The sequence below is a fragment of the Antarcticibacterium flavum genome, from assembly GCF_006159205.1.
In the GTDB taxonomy this organism is placed as follows: Bacteria; Bacteroidota; Bacteroidia; order Flavobacteriales; family Flavobacteriaceae; genus Gillisia; species Gillisia flava.
Genome location: NZ_CP040812.1, coordinates 1834884 through 1853083 on the forward strand (window position 1 = coordinate 1834884; position 18200 = coordinate 1853083).

Below are 18200 nucleotides of genomic sequence, written 5' to 3' on the forward strand. Positions count from 1 at the left end.
TGGGGCTTTTACCAAATTTTATATCTGTATGGCAGGTTGTACGCCGTGCTATTGAAAGGCTGCCCCCTCTGGGCTGAGACCATTTTGCCTTTCCATTAACGGATCATTCGCAGCCTAAAAATTAGCTTTTTTTTAATTAGAGCTGGACATTGCAGGGGACAAAAACCTTTTGTCTAATGACCTCAGTTGATATTATTTTTCCCTAAATCAAACCAACTCATCAAAAATAAAACACCCCAGAAGTAAAATCTTTAGGGGTGTTTAGCTTATAAATATCCTAACCGTTATTTCCTTATATCGGCCAGTTTGGATTTCTTAATGTTATTTACCTGTATGTCGCCAAGAACATTGATTGCTTCCTCAACATACACATCGCTGCTCAGGGATTTATGCCATCTTACCCTTTTCTCTTTTAGAACACTATCCTTTTCAGCCTGCGCAACTTCATAAGGAAGCGATTCATACGTGAGATTTGAAGAATACTTGGAAATTTCATTGAACCTTTTTGCTTCTTCTTTGGTACTCGCTCTCTGCTTATGGTAAGCCTCGTATTTCAATGGGTAGATCTCTTCATCTCTTTGTGTCTTTACCCATTTTGCATTTTCAGAAATAAGATTTAGTTGCTCACTCGCAGCCATTCTCTCCTTGCTCTTTTCGATCACATCATCATAATCTATATAACCATCCCAGATCTTATACTTGGCCGGTTTTATTTGGTCCCAGGGCAATGGGTTCTCATAATCTTTCTCCCCTATATCTATATAGCTGTACCTGTCTGGAACAACCACATCACTTTTCACACCTTCCAATTGAGTTGAACCACCATTCACACGGTAAAACTTCTGTGTAGTAAGTTTAAGTGCTCCCAGATCCCCATACTCATTGCTTCGTACAGTTTGGTTAAGGTCTATCACGTTTTGGACAGTTCCCTTTCCATAAGTTTGCTTGCTTCCAATTATGATTGCACGCTTATAATCCTGCATCGCTGCCGCAAGGATCTCAGATGCAGAGGCTGATAGTTCGTTAACCAGGATCACTAAAGGACCATCCCAAAGTATACTCGGATCTTTATCTTCAAGGACTTCCTGTCCTTCCATTTTGGATTTCACCTGTACAATAGGACCTTTTTCAATGAAAAGTCCGGCAATATCCACAACGGTCTTTAAGGATCCTCCTCCGTTATTTCTAAGGTCAAGCACAAGGCCTTCCATTCCTTCTTCTTTCAATCTAATGATCTCCTGCTTAACATCACCTGCTGCGTTACGTGCGCTGTAGTTTTCCATATCAAAATAGAACTTTGGAAGATTTATCAATCCAAAGACCCTTCCGTCTTTATTCACCTTTGCAGATTTTGCATAGGTCTCTTCCAATTCCACCACATCGCGTGTAATCGTAACGTCCTCAATATTTCCAAGCACTTTCTTTCTAACAGTAAGTGTAACCTTTGAATCCTTTGGTCCTTTGATAAGGTTCACGGCATCATCCAGTCTCATTCCCACTATACTAACGGGATTCTCTTCATCTTCCTGCTTCACTTTAAGGATAACATCCCCTTCACTTAGCTGGTCACTCATCCAGGCAGGACCACCGGAGATCACCTCCATAATTGTAATATTGTCACTCTTCTTTTGCAACCTGGCTCCTATTCCCTCAAGCTTACCAGACATTGCTATATCGAATCTGTCTTTATCCTGTGGCGCAAAATAAAAGGTATGTGGATCAAACTCCTCAACAATGGCGTTCACATAGACAGAGAAGTAATCTTTGCGCTCTAATTCCTCAGTAAAATCAAAATACTCATCCATAGAAGTAAGGGTAACTTCCCTTGCTTCCTTTTCCAGTTCAGCATCGGTCTTTTTTTCACGTGGCTCACCGTCTTCATCTGTTGCAGCTATCTTTCCAGGCTCCTTTACAGGATTTTCCAGGGTCCCGTCATGATCCTCATAGGTGTAATCTTCAAGGTCTTCATCTTTCACACCTTCCTGCTCCTGTTTTTTATCGTAAAAGGTGCTAAGGGTTGTGAACTTAAGTTGTTTTCTCCAACGTTCCTTTAGTTCCTCGCGGCTGGAAACATATTCAATTTCGTCATAGTTGGTATTGATCTCTTCTTCTTCAGTAAAGTCAAAAGGCTCTGCCAGGATCTCTTTGTAGATCTCGCGTACCTCTTTCATTCTTTGTTGTAACCTCTCGTGAGTAAGGTCAAAGAAACTTAAGTCCTTATCCTTAATAAGATCATCGATCCTATCTTCATAAGCGGCAAATTCCTCAATATCTTCTTTATAAAAAAATCTTTTAAGAGGGTCAATGCCCCCTAGATAATCCTTATATACTTCCCTGGAGAAATCATCATCTATATCCTTCGCGTCAAAATGGCCGCGATCAAGTACATAGGTAATGAGGTCCAGAAGAAGTTTATCTTTGTTTGGATCATTGGAAGTTTTGGTAGTAAAACTGCAGGAGGCTACTGCCATAAGTAGCACTACAATCAAAATTTTATAATTCCTTTTCATAAGCCGTGTAAGTTTCATCATTAAGTATTCAATATATAACATAAAAAACTATGCCAATAGTATAAAGCAGCGCAATAAATTGTTAAACGCCTAAGATAAGCTTTCCTTTGGAAATTACTATTTTAGCAACTCTTAAAAAAGCTTTTATGCCGAAAAAAAAACCGCTCATTCTGGTCACCAATGATGATGGGATCACTGCCCCGGGAATACGTGCCCTTATTGAGGTAATGAAGGAACTGGGAGAAGTAATTGTTGTGGCGCCAGACAGTCCCCAAAGTGCAATGGGACATGCGATCACATTGAGCGACACCCTCTATTGTGACCCGGTCACCATTAAAGAAAAATTCAACCATAAGGAGTATCAATGTTCCGGCACACCGGCAGATTGTGTTAAAATTGCAACCCAGGAGATCCTGCACCGCAAACCAGATCTTTGTGTGAGCGGTATAAACCACGGCTCCAATTCCTCTATAAACGTGATCTACTCGGGCACCATGAGCGCAGCTGTGGAAGCAGGAATAGAAGGCATCCCGGCCATAGGCTTTTCGCTTACGGACTATTCCCTGACTGCAGATTTTGAGCCTACCAAAAAATTCGTAAAGGCCATCACCCAAAATGTGCTTAAGAATGGATTGCCAAAGGGAGTGGTTCTCAATGTGAACCTTCCAAAACTTCCTGAAAAGGAAATTAAGGGAATTAAAATTTGCAGGCAGGCAAAAGCCTATTGGGTAGAGGAATTTGACAAAAGGACGAATCCGCAGGGGCGGGATTATTACTGGCTCACGGGAAAATTTGTTAATGAAGATAAGGGGGAGGATACAGATGAATGGGCACTGACCAACGGATACGTATCTGTAGTTCCCGTACAATTTGACCTTACCGCCCATCATTTTATTCAGGATCTAAACAGCTGGAACCTCAATGATAAAAATTAATATCCTTGTTGGATTCTTAACCGGGCTTGCGGCTACTATAAGCGGGATGTTAGTATATATTTTACTTTTCTCCCAAATGGAGCTGGAGGAGACCATACGGGATGCCATCCAAAATGATTACCTGGGAAAGATCATCGTCCTGGGAGCAGCGCTTAATTTCCTGCCTTTCTTTTTATTTCTGAAAAAGAACCTTATATATCATGCTCGCGGGGTTATGTTGGCAATGGTTACAACCGCGGTAGTGCTGGTAATTTATAAATTCCTCTAAAATGAAATATTATATCATAGCCGGTGAAGCTTCAGGAGACCTTCACGCTGCAAATCTTATGAAAGCCCTTAAGAAGACAGATCCAAAAGCTGAATTTAGATTTTGGGGAGGAGACCTTATGCAGGCAGTGGGCGGGACCCAGGTAAAACATTATCGTGAGCTTGCGTTTATGGGGTTTGTAGAAGTAATTTTCAATTTGCGCACGATCTTAAAGAACATCGCCTTTTGCAAGGAAGATATTAAGGACTATGAACCCAATGCCCTTATTTTCATCGATTATCCCGGCTTCAATTTAAGGATCGCGAAATGGGCAAAGGAGGAAAAGATCCCAACACATTTTTATATCTCTCCTCAAATATGGGCCTGGAAAGAGAACAGGATCACAGCTATTAAACGGGATATAGACAAGATGTATGTTATTTTGCCGTTTGAAAAGCAATTCTACGAGGAGAAGCATAATTTCCCTGTACATTTTGTGGGCCATCCGCTCATTGATGCCATAAGCCAATATGAGCTTGGGGATGAAGAAACCTTCAGAAAAGAACACAACCTGGATTCGCGTCCCATCATTGCCCTGCTTCCGGGAAGCCGAAAACAGGAAATCTCAAAGATGCTGGAGATCATGCTTAGCATCACAGATGATTTTCGGGATTACCAGTTTGTCATAGCAGGTGCACCCAGCCAGGATGCAGACTTCTACAGTCCGTATATCAAGAAGAAGAACGTTAATTTGGTGATGAACAGGACCTATGATGTACTCACCCTGGCCACGGCAGCGCTCGTAACATCTGGCACTGCTACATTGGAAACGGCGCTTTTCAAGGTTCCTGAAGTGGTTTGTTATAAGGGCAGCACAATTTCCTATCAAATTGCAAAACGAATTGTAAAGCTGGATTATATTTCCCTGGTCAACCTTATTATGGAAAGGGAGGTAGTCAGGGAATTAATCCAGTCCGATCTTAACAAGAAGAACCTGAAAAGGGAACTAAAAAAGATCCTTGAAAAAGATCACAGGGAGGCAATATTTAAGGAGTATTATGAGTTAGAGCAAAAACTCGGTGGTACCGGGGCAAGTGAAAAGACCGCCAGACTCATTTTCGAAGACCTTAATAAATAATGTTTTTATGACACACATCTTTTTTAGAATTGCAGGAATGATATTATTTGCCTTATTCCTCACCTCCTGCGGAACTTCAAAAGCACGAATGGCTGCTGAAAATGTGCCTGAAACTCCTTCTAAAAAAATTACCCGGGTAGCACAACCACAGGTAGATATCAAAACCGCCGCGCCAGAAGAGGTGCCGGAAGATAACAGGGTTTACAATATAACCTCCTATGCCCGCAATTTTGAGGGAACAAGATATAAATATGGGGGCACGACTGAAGATGGCATGGATTGCTCCGGCCTGGTATATACCTCCTTCCTGCAGGAAGAGATCGCCCTGCCACGTTCCTCTAAAGACATGGCCAAACTGGGAGACAGGCTCTCCCTGGAGGATGTGAATATAGGCGACCTGCTCTTCTTTGAGACAGACAAGAACCGGAAGGTGATCAATCATGTAGGCCTGGTAGTGGAGATACAACCGGGACACATCTTTTTCATACACTCCTCCTCTTCCCGCGGAGTGATCATCTCTTCTCTTTCAGAAAATTACTGGTTTGATCATTTTGTGATGGCACGGCGGGTGATTTAAGATTTTTCGGTAAATTGATTAGCTGAAAGATCAACAAAACCGGCTTGCTGAATTTTACCATCATAAAACTTAGCCTTTGTGTCCTGGCAGGCATCCTGCTGGGAAACTTCTTCACATTTAAAATTGTGGATGTGGCTGTATTTCTCCTGTTGGGACTTTTATTGTTTATTTTTAATTACTACCGTGCCCGACGGCTTTTCCTTCCAGATCTTTTATTCGGAATTTCGAGCCTTGCTTTATTCGTTCTCATTGGAACTACAGCAGCTACACTTCATAAACCTGCTAACAATCCCAATCACTATATACACTATATTGCTGAAGAGGAAGTCCTACCAATCACTGCTGAAGTTCACGAAATCCTGAAACCGGGTTTTTTCCAGGATAAATATATTATCAAAACAAGGCAGATTAGTAAAAATCCCGCCAAAGGAAAACTCCTGCTGAATGTCGCACGGGACAGTACCACGGGCTCCCTAAGGCCGGGCCAGATCATCCATATTGCAGGCATGGTCACAAAGCTCAACACTCCGCTGAATCCTTACCAATTCAATTACTCAGATTATATGGAAGGTCTGGGGGTACTTCGGCAAATCAATGTGCAGCCGGAGGCGGTAATACAATCTGGAATACAAGAGCCGGGGTTAAGAAATATTGCGGGCAATTTACGAGATGGAATAATTGGAAACATTAAGAAATATAAATTTGAACAGGATGAACTTGCGATCATCCAGGCCCTGCTGCTGGGACAGCGACAGGAGATCTCCCAGGAGATCTACAGCAATTATGCTGCTGCGGGAGTGATACATATCCTGGCCGTCTCGGGCCTGCATGTGGGTATTATACTGCTATTATTGAACCGGCTGCTGCAACCCCTGGACCGGCTTCCAAAAGGAAAGGTTTTAAAAGCTATTTTATTACTCGTGCTCCTCTGGAGCTTCGCCCTCCTGGCCGGCCTCTCCCCCTCTATCGTTAGAGCTGTGAGTATGTTCTCTTTTGTAGCTATTGGAATGCAACTCAATCGAAGGACCAGTGTGCTGAATACTCTTTTTATCTCCCTGCTGGTCTTGCTGCTTATAAATCCCGGTTATATTTCGCAGGTGGGATTTCAGTTAAGTTATGCAGCTGTTTTTAGTATTGTACTTATACAGCCACAGCTTTTTGCTCTTTACAAGGGAGAAAACCGGCTCATAAAATATTTCTGGGGAATCCTCACTGTCACTGTTGCTGCCCAAATAGGAGTATTACCTTTAAGCCTGTTTTACTTTCATCAGTTCCCGGGATTATTCTTCCTTACCAATTTACTAATCCTGCCATTCCTGGGAATTATTCTCGGCGCCGGGATCCTGGTGCTGTTGCTTGCAGCGGCCGGCTGGCTTCCGGAACTTCTTGCCAGGGCCTTTGGGTGGATGATAAGTGTCCTTAACGAAGTGGTGGCATTCATTGCAGCACGGGAGGATTTTATTTTTGAGAACATCAGTTTTTCCCTGCTGCTGTGTCTTGTTTCTTACCTGCTGGTCGCCGGTTTTATCCTGCTCCTCAAAAAGATAAATTATCCCAGGATCATATATTTCCTCGTTAGCATCGCCCTGCTCCAGGTGGTTTTCCTTATTGAAAAACACCAGGTCAATCACCGGGAAACCATTATTTTTCACAAAAGCCGCAACTCGGCAATTGGCTTTAAAAGCGACCGGAAGCTGCTGTTATTTCATGATATGCCGGATGCTGCCCTCTCCTACAGCTTCGTCAGGGATTATATTACAGAAAAGGATATAAATAAAACTACAGAAGTGTCCATACGCAATATCTATGAAATCGAAAATAAAAGGCTCTTGAGAATTGACAGCAGTGGGATCTATCAACTCGACGGGCTTACACCAAATGTGTTACTTCTTTCCCAATCCCCGCGTATCAATCTCGAGAGGGCTATCAACGAGCTACAGCCGGCATTGATCATTGCTGATGGGAGCAACTATCCTTCAGCAGTAAAAAGATGGAAAGAAACTGCTAAAAAAGCAAAACTCCCTTTTCACGCTACTGGGGAAAAAGGAGCTTTTGTATTCGCCTTCCAAAAGGAAGATCATTAACACTTAATTTTTAAAACTGCCCTTAAAGCCTTTCTCATATTTTTGCCAGGCTTCTGCTGTAGTCAGATTTTTATAATCGTCTTTTGCGATCATCTTTAAATATATCTCCAGTTGTTCGGGGGTACGGTAACCCATAATGGGCGCTATCACATTGCTCTCCTCGTCAAAGAACACCAGGCTGGGGTAACCGGTAATCTTCAGTGCGTTGGCAAAAAAGTGCTGACTGTTTCTCCCCTTCCGGTTAGGGTCGTAATTGGGATTGGTATAGTTAAAATCTTTATATTGTACCTCCTCGGTACCTTCAGCATTGAATTTTACCGCATAAAAATGCTTATTCACATAATTCACCACATCTTTATTGGTAAAGGTCTTTTGATCCATTAATTTACACGGGCCACACCAGGTGGTATAGGCATCCATAAGGATCTTCCTGGGCTGCTTTTTCTGAGCTTCCAGTGCTTCATTCATGGACATCCAGTTGATTTCCTGTGCCTGGGTAAAGCTTAAACCGATAAGGAATGTGAAAATGGCCAGTAATCCTTTCATATCATAATATCTTTTCTTCGAGTATTCCAATTATCATTCCTGAATTTGATTTCCCAAAAATAAAAAACTTTAATGAATTCCATGCATTAGTCTGCCACGCACAGGCTTCAATAGGAAATTCACCAATCCTGCTGATACCGGGATAATAAAGAACCACGAAAATTATAGCGACATAGAGATTCTTTGTGAAAGCCTCTATCCTTCCTGCGGTTTTTAAATTTACTTAAATAGGAACTTCATACCTTGGAGAGACAAGATTTAAACTAAAAAAGTTCGTATTCTTATCTTCGGTTGCGTTCATCTTTTTCCACGATTAGCTCCTCGTCGCTTAACTCGAATTTCTCCTGTTGCGGCAATTCCCGTTCGTTATCTTCAGCTCCGTGGGTTAATCTCTTAAGTGGTTTCAGCATTATCAAAACAATAGAAGCAAAGGCTACAGTAAAAATTGTAATCCCTGCAAAAATCGCAATATCCCCGGCTTCACTTGCAAACTCTCCCAGGGTACCGGCAACCTTATTCCCCAGCCCGGTAGCGGCAAAGTACACCCCCATCATAAGGGAAGCGTATTTAACCGGCGCCAATTTGGTAATGAATGAAAGTGCCACGGGAGAAGAACATAGTTCCCCAATGGTATGTAATAAATATGCCAGTACAAGCCAGTACATAGCTGATGCTCCCTGGGCTTCGAATTCCATTGCCGCAAATACCATGAACACAAATCCAAGGCCCATTATAATAACACCTGTGGCCATCTTGAAAATAGAAGAAGCCTCCTTGCTTTTAAGTTTTCTCCTTGCCCAGAAATTGGCAACCAATACCCCAAACATTATTATGAAGAGCGCATTTAGTGACTGGAACCAGGAAGCCGGAACTTCAGCTCCAATTCCAAATGGGAGTTCAAAGGGAATACTCCTGTCTGTCTTATCCATCGCATAAATGTTCATAAGACCACCGGCCTGCTCAAATGCACCCCAGAATACGATCACCAGGATAAAGGAAAGCAGCATCACCACGTACCTGTCCTTCATTATTTGACTTGTAAGGTCTTTGTAAACCATCATCATCATTGCCACCACGAGGGTTAAGAAGATGAACAATAATCCATATGCTATTCCCATAGTGTACATTCCAAACAGCGATGCTGCAAGCAGAACAAGGGTAACAGTAAGCTGAAGCGGGGAGCTAAACAAATCGCTGAAAAGGCTGCCAAGGGATGCACCCTCATCGCGTTCTACTTTTGAAAGCAGGTTACCCACATTGGTAAGGTATTTTTGGCCCCAGAGGTAAACGATCAATCCAAATGCCATCGCGATCCCGGCAAGACCAAAACCATAATGCCATCCATAAACTTCACCAACCGTACCTACGATCAAGCTTGAAAGAAAGGCGCCAAGATTAATTCCAATATAAAATATGGTAAATCCTTTATCTCTTCTTATGTCCCCTTCACGGTAAAGTCCACCTACCATAGTAGAAATGTTAGGCTTCAAAAGCCCTACCCCTGCTATGATCCCGGCAAGACCTGTATAAAAGGCCCACATTTCCTCTACTGCCAGGATCCCGTGACCAATTACCAGGATGATCCCCCCAATGAGTACTGCCTTTTTCTGGCCAAAAACCTTATCTGCCAGGATACCGCCGGGAATGGAAACCACGTAAACAAGCATGGTATACCATCCATAAAGGGCGAGCGCTTCTCCCTGGGTCCAGCCCAGTCCTGCATTGCCTTCTGTTGTGGCACTTACAAGATAGAGTACGAGAATGGCCCGCATCCCGTAGTAGGAAAAACGTTCCCACATCTCTGTGAAGAACAGAACGTATAACCCCATAGGGTGCCCAAATAATTCTTTTTGATCAACTGGAGGTGCTGTATTAGCCATTATATATCTTTTAGGGTAAGGTTGTTATAATTTTTCTTTGATGAAATTCGTCATTTTAGTGTACAGGTGCAGCCTGGTATTCCCGCCATAGATCCCGTGGTTCTTATCTGGATATATCGCCCAGTCAAATTGTTTGTTTGCCTGCACTAAAGCTTCAATAAGCCTCATAGTATTTTGCACATGCACATTATCATCTGCACTACCGTGAACCAGCAAATAATCTCCTTTAAGTTTTTCCACGTGATTAATAGGGGAATTCTCATCATAACCAGATGGATTTTCCTGTGGGGTAGTCATATATCTTTCAGTATAGATAGTATCATAGAACCTCCAGCTGGTTACCGGGGCAACTGCTATAGCCAGGGAAAAGACCTCATTGCCTTTAAGAATGGCATTGGTAGACATAAAACCGCCATAGCTCCATCCCCATATTCCTATACGGTCCTCATCTATATAATCATAAGAGGCAAATTTCTTTGCAGCCGCGATCTGGTCTTCGAGTTCAAATTTCCCAAGTTCCTTCTGGGTCACTTTTTTAAAGGCAGCTCCTTTATATCCTGTACCCCGCCCATCCACTGTTGCGATGATATAACCTTCATTGGCCAGCAACTGGTACCAGTAGTCATTAGAATTAAAATAAGTATTGGAAACAGATTGCGATCCAGGGCCGGAGTACTGGAACATCAACAGCGGATATTTCTTGTTCTCATCAAAATCGGCAGGTTTGATCATCCACATGTTCAGCTCATTCCCATTGATCTCTATTGTAGAAAGCTCCTTCGGGGAGAAACCGTATGCTTCAGACTTCTGAAGTAGTTTTTTGTTATCTTTGATCTCCCTTACCACTTTTCCATTCTTTGCATCCCTTAAGGTATACTCTGCAGGGGTCTCAGTATTGCTGAAGGTGTTGATGAAGTAGGTGAAATCTGCACTAAAATCGGCACTATTAGTTCCTTCCCTATCTGTAAGTCTTGTTTTGTTCTTCCCGTTGGTTCGTATGGAATATACATCGCGGTTCACACTTCCGTTTTCTGTGCTTTGGTAGTAAATGGTATTCCTGCCTTCATTGAAACCGTAATAACGTGTAACTTCCCAATCTCCTTGGGTTATTTGATTAAGCAGCTTTCCGTTTTTATTGTAGTGGTATATGTGATTGTAACCATCCTGCTCACTGGTCCAGATGAAGCTGTTATCCTTCAGGAAGGTGAGATTATCGGTTATATCAACATAGGCTTCATCGGTTTCATTGAGAACAACCCTTGCCTCATTGGTCCTTGCATTCACAAAAATAAGGTCCAGGTTGTTCTGGTGGCGGTTCATCACCTGCACGCTTAGAATTTCAGGATCATTGGTCCACTTAATACGTGGAATATAGAAATCCTGGTAATCCCCAAGGTTGATCTCAGTGGTATTACCCTCTTGCAAATGGTATAAATGGAGGGAAACTATTGCATTTTCCTCCCCTGCCTTTGGATATTTAAAAGTGGAGGCTCCGGGATATAGTTCTTCCCCGTAGAGATCCATAGAAAATTCCTGCACGTTGATCTCATCAAATTTGATATAGGCAAGGTGATCTCCTGTTGCATTCCATTGAAATGCACGCACAAACCCGAATTCCTCTTCATATACCCAGTCTGTGATCCCGTTAATGATCTCGTTCTTCTTCCCATCTGCAGTTACCTGGCTTTCTGCCCCGGTCGCAAGGTCCTTAATAAAAATATTGTTCTCGTGTACAAAGGCTACTTTTGAAGCATCTGGAGAAAAAGTGGGCTCCTGTATCTTTTTATCGCTCACCTTTGTAAGTGATCCCGATTTCACATCATATACATAATAGATCCCCCGGGAGGATCTCCTGAAAATTTGTTCGCTCTCTGTTCCCAGCAGGATCTTATTCTCATTATCACTTAGCTCATAGGAACCAAATCGAGCGATATCATCCAATTTTTCACTATCAACAAGGCTTCTTTTTTTGGAACCGCTCTTGTAATCGTACACATCAATACTGGTTGAACCTTGTTCGCGGTTTTGGTTAAGGACAATATATTCTGTCCCGTTATTGAGCGAACGAAGCGACTCCAGCCTCTCCTGGCTAAAGGTTCCGTTCCAAATCTCTTCAAGGGTGATCTCTTTTTCCTGGGCGTAAACCGCAGAAGTACCTGCCAAAAGAAAGGCAAGCAGCATATTCGATAATCTCATAAATTGCAGAAATATTTTTGTAGGCCAAGTTTACTAAAAATTCGGCAAAAAACCGGCCTTGCCTGTGTTAAATCCTAACATTATGTTAACGTTTACCTTCCGGAAATATTGGGAAGGAAAAGAATAACTTCAAATCCTCCTGCTTTTTCAGGATTAAAGGCAGTAATTGTATCTTTGGCCTCTCAATTAATTATAGAAATGATCAAACCCGTTACAGGATTTTCCAAACTTAGTAAGGAAGAAAAAATAGCCTGGTTATCAAAAACATACCTTAAGGACTCCCCACTTTCAGAAGATATCCTTCGCCAATACTGGAATGCAGATACGCGATTGCAGCAGCTTCACGAAGAGTTTACAGAGAATACATTAAGCAATTTCTACCTGCCGTTTGGCATCGCACCAAATTTTGAGATCAATGGGAAGCTTTATGCAATTCCCATGGCCATAGAGGAAAGTTCTGTGATCGCGGCTGCCAGTAAAGCTGCAAAATTTTGGGGCACCCGTGGCGGCTTCAAGGTGCAGGTGCTTAATACCACCAAGGTTGGCCAGGTGCATTTCCTTTTTAAGGGGGACACTGCAAAACTGCAGACTTTCTTCAGGCAGGTAAAACCTATGCTCCTGGAGGGAGTGGCAGGGATCACCCGGAATATGGAAAAACGTGGTGGAGGGGTATTGGACATAGAGCTAAGGGATAAAACCAGTCTTGTTCCTCATTACCACCAGCTGCACTGCAAGTTTGAGACGAAAGATTCTATGGGAGCCAATTTCATCAACTCCTGTCTCGAGAGGTTTGCCGAGATCTTTAAAAGTGCTGCGGAAGGTTTTGAGGATTTTAATGAAGAGGAGAAACATCCTGAGGTTATAATGAGCATCCTCTCCAATTTTGTTCCTGAATGTCTTGTAAGAGCTGAAGTTTCCTGCCCTGTTGAAGATTTGGATGAAGACAACAGCTATGACCCCAATTCCTTTGCTGAAAAATTTATCACGGCCGTCAGGATAGCCGAAGTGGAGCCATACCGTGCCGTTACCCATAATAAAGGAATTATGAACGGGATCGATGCCGTGGTGCTGGCTACAGGAAATGACTTCAGGGCAGTAGAAGCCGGCATTCACGCCTATGCCTCAAGGGACGGGCAGTATAAAAGTTTAACTCACGCAAGCGTGAAAGACGGCATCTTCAAATTCTGGATGGAGATCCCACTGGCAGTAGGTACCGTGGGCGGACTCACCAATCTACATCCGCTGGTAAAGGTGGCGCTGGAGATCCTTCAAAAACCAACTGCCCCTCAATTGATGGAGATCATCGCTGTGGCCGGCCTGGCGCAGAATTTTGCAGCCCTAAGATCCCTTGTGACCACAGGGATACAGCAGGGACATATGAAAATGCATCTTATGAATATTTTAAATCAGCAAAACGCCACTGCGGGAGAGAAAGAGGAATTGATCAATTATTTTAAGCATCATACCGTCACCCATAGCGGGGTGGTGGAACAACTGGAAAAACTTCGCCAATGAGCCAAAAGTTCTACAGCAGGGGAAAGCTATTATTAACCGGGGAATATCTTGTGCTGGATGGGACACTTTCCCTTGCCATACCAACAAAATTTGGACAATCTTTAGAAGTAACTCCTGCTGAAGGAGAGTTCACCACCTGGAAAGCCTTTAATAAAGATGGAGAAACATGGTTTGAAAGCAGGCTAAGTTTCGACGGAACCGACTTCCGGGCAGAAGAAACAACAGCCGATCCCACACAAACCGGGCTTACAAATAAACTCCTGGAGATCCTTACCGAAGCTCATAAGCTCAATCCGCAACTCTTCAGAGACCAGCAGGCTTACAAAGTCGTCACCCAACTGGAATTCGATCGACAATGGGGCCTGGGAAGCTCTTCCACCCTAATAAACAACATAGCCCAATGGTTTAAGATCGATGCATACCAACTGCTGGAAAAGACATTTGGAGGCAGCGGTTATGACATCGCAGCCGCAGCGGCAGAAGGCCCAATCACCTATGAACTTCAGGGAAATGGCCGGAATGTGCTAAATGTGCAATTCGACCCTCCATTCAAAGACCGTCTTTTTTTCGTTTACCTTAATCAAAAGCAAAACAGCCGGTCTTCTATTGCACACTACAGGCAACAGCCCAGGGAGAATATCCAGGGAGCAGTTTCAAAGGCCTCCGGACTTACCGCTTCTATCATTTCCTGTGATAATTTGTCAGAATTCAATCTGCTGCTTAACATCCACGAAACCCTTATCTCGGGCATTATCAATACTCCAAAAATCAAAACCCAACTCTTCCCCGATTTCTCCGGAAGCATCAAAAGCCTCGGCGGCTGGGGTGGGGATTTTATACTTGCCACCGGCGGCGAGGAGGAAAAGGATTATTTTAGGAAGAAGGGGTATGGAGTGATCTTGGGTTATGAGGAGATGGTGGGGTAGGTATTGAGAGGAAATTTAGAGTCCAATCTTCTATACTACTCTTTTTCCGCTTTGCCCCGCCCTAAAGGGTGGCGGAAAAAGTATGGGAACTTTAATTATTCATTTGCAGAGGAAATAAGTTTTCTCTTGATTATATCAATGACTGCTTCAAGGTCGTTTAGGATTTCTAGATTAGTAAATCGTATTATTTCAAGATCCTGAAATTTTAATATTTCACTTCTCTCAGAATCCTGTTGTTTTTGCTCCTCATTATTGTGGTAATCACCATCAATTTCAATTATTAATTTACTGTGATGACAATAGAAATCAGCTATAAAAAAATGAATCGGATGTTGTCTTCTAAATTTTTTCCCGAGCTGATTATCTTTGATTCTTTCCCATAGCAGTGACTCAGGAACTGTCATTTTCTGTCTTAAAATCTCTGCAAGCCGAAAATTCTCAGAAGGAGCACCTTTATGCATACTATTGTCCCGATAAGGATGATCTTTTTTCATAAAAGTGGAATATATAATTTCATAACTGCTTATATGGATAAAAGAAGAATGTACTTCAATCTCTTTTTCCGCTCTGCCCCGTCCTAAAGAGTGGCGGAAAAAGTTTTGACACTACAATACTCTCATTTTAATTGCCTCCCTTTAGGGCCGGGGCAAGGAATTAAAATGCAAAGGATTTTCAATATAAGGAAGAAATTTGAAAAGACTAAGAACTCTTTATCTCCCTTTGCAGGTTTGTTAGACATTGTACTCCAATCTCTTTTCCCGCTTTGCTCCTGCATAAAGGGTGGCGGAAAAAGTTTTAATACTACAATTCTTCTTATTTTAATTCCCTCCCTTTAGGGCCGGGGCAAGGAATTAAAATTACACGATTATCTATTAATAACAAAAACCCCCGCTGTTCTCACAGCGGGGGCTTAAGTTATTTTCTAAAGAGGACTAATAGAAATTGGCTCTATTATCTTCGATTTCTGCTTTTTCTCTTAGGGCATTGAAGATTCTATCTTCAACTCCCTGTCTTCTTTGCATGGTTTGCTGGGTGGCGAAAGACCTGTAGGACTCCATAGCCGGAGCACTATTTTTTGCTGTTAACTCCACTACATATACCCCTCTGTTCCCTGCGATTGGCTGGCTAACCTGCCCGGCCTCAAGAGCGAAGGCTGCACCCACTACTTTAGGCTCATTTCCTGCACCTGCGATAGTTGGGTTTTTAAGGTTTACAGCATTAGCAGACTCAACACTTGTATTATTGTTCTGCGCGATTTGCTGCAGGTCATTTCCACTTATCTTGTTTTTGATGACCTCTGCCTTTTTGTCTCTCATAAGGATTGGGGTCACTGTTGATGATGCATCCTCAGCACTCATCAATCCCTCTTTTTTCACTGCAGTTACCTGGGCAACAACATAACCTGTTGGCAATTCGAACCTGTTGATATCACCGGCTTTCACTTCATTGTCAAAGGCCCATTGTATAATTCTTCTTTGCTGTCCCACCCCAGGGATGTTCTCGTCTAAAGCTTTTACATCTTTTACTGTACGAATGTCATGATTTCCTTCTTTGGCAGCATCTGCAAAGCTGGTGTTTTTAGCATCCATTTCAAATCTTGTAACCTTTGTATAAAGGTCATTCAGTGACTGCTCAGACGGCTCGATCCTTCTTGCAAGCATGGCTATCTTAACCGCAGGCTTTTCTTCTGTTTTTTCCTTAATATTGATCACGTGATATCCAAAGTCGCTTTCTACCACTCCTACAGTACCGGCTGAATTTGAAAAAACGAATTCATCAAATGCAGGGATCATATCCCCCGGACGAAAATCTCCAAGATCCCCTCCCTGAGTAACCGAAGCCCTGTCTGCAGAAAATTCTGTTGCCAGGTCGGCAAACTTTTCTTTATCTCTTCTTACCACCTGCGCAAGGCTGTCGGCTAGTTGTTTAGCTTCTTCTTTTGTACGGGTAGCCCCTTCAGCAGTTGGAAGTCCTTCCCAGGTCACCATAATGTGGCTCGCGTTGGCAGAATCGGCCATTTGTCTTTTTTCCAGCATTTTGGTCACTCTCCAGTATCCGCCTTCCTTGTATGGTGCAGTAACCTCTCCTTCTTCGATATCGAAGATCGCAGCTGCATTATTACCGGTATATTGGTCTCTGAATACAAACCTGTCCTGGAATTCTATATCTGAATTCTGGTTCACAAAGCTGGCAACATCGTTAGTGTTCCTGAATCCTTCCATGGCTCTTTCCAGTTCCTCTCTAACTTCAGCTTCATCACTGGCACTAGCCTCCTCCTGGAAGAAGATGTACTGGATATCACGTGCTTTTTCAGTTTGAAATCTTTTAGGATGTTTTTTCACATAGTTGCGAATATCATCTTTGGAAACCTCAACCTCACTGTCGGGTACAGTCGTATAAGGAACCTGTACAAAACGAATGTCGACATTGTCATTCTCCAGGCGGTAAGCCTGTTCTCCCTCAAGAAGGGTTGCACCTACTCCTGCCCTTACAAGGTTGTAGTATATATTTTCCCGGGCACTCTCTGCAATAGAATTCTCATAAGCAACCCATTGCTGGTATGCCTGTGGAGAAGTGGCCCTTAAATTGGCAACATATTCCTGCAGCCTGTTGTCATCAAACATTCCGGCCTCATTGGTGAAATTTGGGTTTTGACCAAGTTGTTGACGCAGGGCACGTCTCACCTGTGCCTCACCCACATCTATTCCCAGCTTATCAAACTCATCAAGAAGCATTACCTCACGAAGTTTCATTTCCCATACCTGGTTTACAGCCTGGGTAGTAGAGGCGTTTTGTCCCATATTTTGTTGATAGGCCTCAACCTGTCTTGCAAACTCTTCCCTGCTTATCTCCTCGCCATTCACGGTTGCAACTACATTTTGGGACTTTTGCGAACTCATCCCCCCGTTACGAATCACATCGGCCAGTACGAATGAGAACAGGGCCAATGCAATAATAATAATCAAGAAAACAGAACGTTGCCTAATTTTATTTAATACTGCCATTTTTAGTTATTGTTTAATCTAATATAGTGGGCGAAAATAGTGTTTTTAGCCTAATTATAAAACTTAATATTTGCAAATTATTAAGGAATAAGAGTTTTTGATACTTGTTTTCAGTCCGTATCCGGCAGAAGGTTTTCCCAGCCCCTTTAAAAGATGGCTGCAGGTACATTTTAGGAAAAAATATGATCTTATACTAAGGTCCCTCATCCGCCTCACACCCTTAATGCTTCTGCTTTTCATTAATCATTTAATAATCGAGTATTTTTCCGCTTTGCCCCTCCCGAGGGTGGCGGAAAAAGTAGTTTGATTCATTTTATTTTTTTTCCGAGTTTGGAAGTTGTTTGGTGTTTATTGTTTGGTGTTTGGTGTTGGATCTTTCTGTCGAGGTTAATTTTCCTTTTTTCGAGGTTAATGGTGGCCTAAACACAAAGTTTAACGGATTTAAGCTACAGAGGTTTCCCCTCCTGCGGAGGGGTGCCTGAAAGGCGGGGTGGGCTCCTCGGAACTTTAAATAATTTCAAAACAAAAAGCGAACAAAGCGGTTATAGTAATCTTTTCACGCTTTTGTATTCCTATCTCTTTTCCCACTTTGCCCCTTCTTAAAGGGTGGCGGAAAAAGTATTCGTACTCCAAAGAAAAAA

13 protein-coding genes are annotated in these 18200 nt (G+C 42.7%); 7 read left to right on the plus strand and 6 right to left on the minus strand.

Features of this window, described 5'->3' with window-relative positions:
* Positions 1-284 precede the first annotated feature (284 nt).
* Positions 285-2510: a carboxy terminal-processing peptidase gene (locus FHG64_RS07625; RefSeq protein ID WP_139067924.1), complete on the minus strand. Its 2226-nt coding sequence runs from the start codon at positions 2508-2510 to the stop codon at positions 285-287.
* 146 nt (positions 2511-2656) lie between these two features.
* Here FHG64_RS07625 and surE point away from each other — a divergent pair, with 146 nt between their 5' ends.
* The 5 genes from surE to FHG64_RS07650 are packed head-to-tail and all read left to right on the plus strand — an operon-like array spanning position 2657 to position 7491.
* The gene (surE, locus tag FHG64_RS07630; protein ID WP_139065845.1) at positions 2657-3445 is read left to right on the plus strand and encodes a 5'/3'-nucleotidase SurE; all 789 of its coding nucleotides are present in this window, start codon (positions 2657-2659) and stop codon (positions 3443-3445) included.
* Positions 3432-3713, plus strand: a complete 282-nt coding sequence (locus FHG64_RS07635; RefSeq protein WP_139065846.1) for a hypothetical protein — start codon at positions 3432-3434, stop codon at positions 3711-3713. Before surE ends, FHG64_RS07635 begins: the two co-directional genes overlap by 14 nt.
* Before the next feature lies 1 nt (position 3714).
* On the plus strand, positions 3715-4830 hold the full coding sequence (gene lpxB, locus FHG64_RS07640; RefSeq protein WP_139065847.1) for a lipid-A-disaccharide synthase: 1116 nt from the start codon (positions 3715-3717) through the stop codon (positions 4828-4830).
* Positions 4831-4837: 7 nt separating this feature from the next.
* On the plus strand, positions 4838-5407 hold the full coding sequence (locus tag FHG64_RS07645) for a C40 family peptidase (RefSeq protein WP_246054336.1): 570 nt from the start codon (positions 4838-4840) through the stop codon (positions 5405-5407).
* Between the two features lie 44 nt (positions 5408-5451).
* Complete coding sequence (locus FHG64_RS07650; RefSeq protein ID WP_139065848.1) at positions 5452-7491, plus strand: ComEC/Rec2 family competence protein; 2040 nt, start codon at positions 5452-5454, stop codon at positions 7489-7491.
* A gap of 3 nt (positions 7492-7494) precedes the next feature.
* Here FHG64_RS07650 and FHG64_RS07655 read toward each other — a convergent pair whose 3' ends face one another.
* From FHG64_RS07655 to FHG64_RS07665, 3 genes are all read right to left on the minus strand, one after another.
* On the minus strand, positions 7495-8037 hold the full coding sequence (locus FHG64_RS07655) for a thioredoxin family protein (protein ID WP_139065849.1): 543 nt from the start codon (positions 8035-8037) through the stop codon (positions 7495-7497).
* 281 nt (positions 8038-8318) lie between these two features.
* Positions 8319-9917: a peptide MFS transporter gene (locus tag FHG64_RS07660; RefSeq protein ID WP_139065850.1), complete on the minus strand. Its 1599-nt coding sequence runs from the start codon at positions 9915-9917 to the stop codon at positions 8319-8321.
* Positions 9918-9941: 24 nt separating this feature from the next.
* Positions 9942-12113, minus strand: coding sequence for a S9 family peptidase (locus tag FHG64_RS07665; protein WP_139065851.1), 2172 nt, complete (start codon positions 12111-12113; stop codon positions 9942-9944).
* Between the two features lie 198 nt (positions 12114-12311).
* Between FHG64_RS07665 and FHG64_RS07670 the strand changes: the two genes are divergently transcribed.
* Together FHG64_RS07670 and FHG64_RS07675 are read left to right on the plus strand one after the other, a co-directional pair.
* Positions 12312-13628, plus strand: coding sequence for a hydroxymethylglutaryl-CoA reductase, degradative (locus FHG64_RS07670; protein WP_139065852.1), 1317 nt, complete (start codon positions 12312-12314; stop codon positions 13626-13628).
* Positions 13625-14554 (plus strand): GYDIA family GHMP kinase, encoded by a 930-nt coding sequence (locus FHG64_RS07675; RefSeq protein WP_139065853.1) that lies wholly within the window; start codon positions 13625-13627, stop codon positions 14552-14554. Before FHG64_RS07670 ends, FHG64_RS07675 begins: the two co-directional genes overlap by 4 nt.
* A gap of 95 nt (positions 14555-14649) precedes the next feature.
* Here FHG64_RS07675 and FHG64_RS07680 read toward each other — a convergent pair whose 3' ends face one another.
* A complete protein-coding gene (locus tag FHG64_RS07680; protein WP_246054337.1) occupies positions 14650-15048 on the minus strand; it encodes an endonuclease domain-containing protein in 399 nt (132 codons plus the stop codon).
* A gap of 438 nt (positions 15049-15486) precedes the next feature.
* Positions 15487-17559 carry a peptidylprolyl isomerase gene (locus FHG64_RS07685; RefSeq protein ID WP_139065854.1) on the minus strand — a complete coding sequence of 691 codons (2073 nt, stop codon included), beginning with the start codon at positions 17557-17559 and terminating at the stop codon, positions 15487-15489.
* Between the last annotated feature and the right edge of the window lie 641 nt (positions 17560-18200).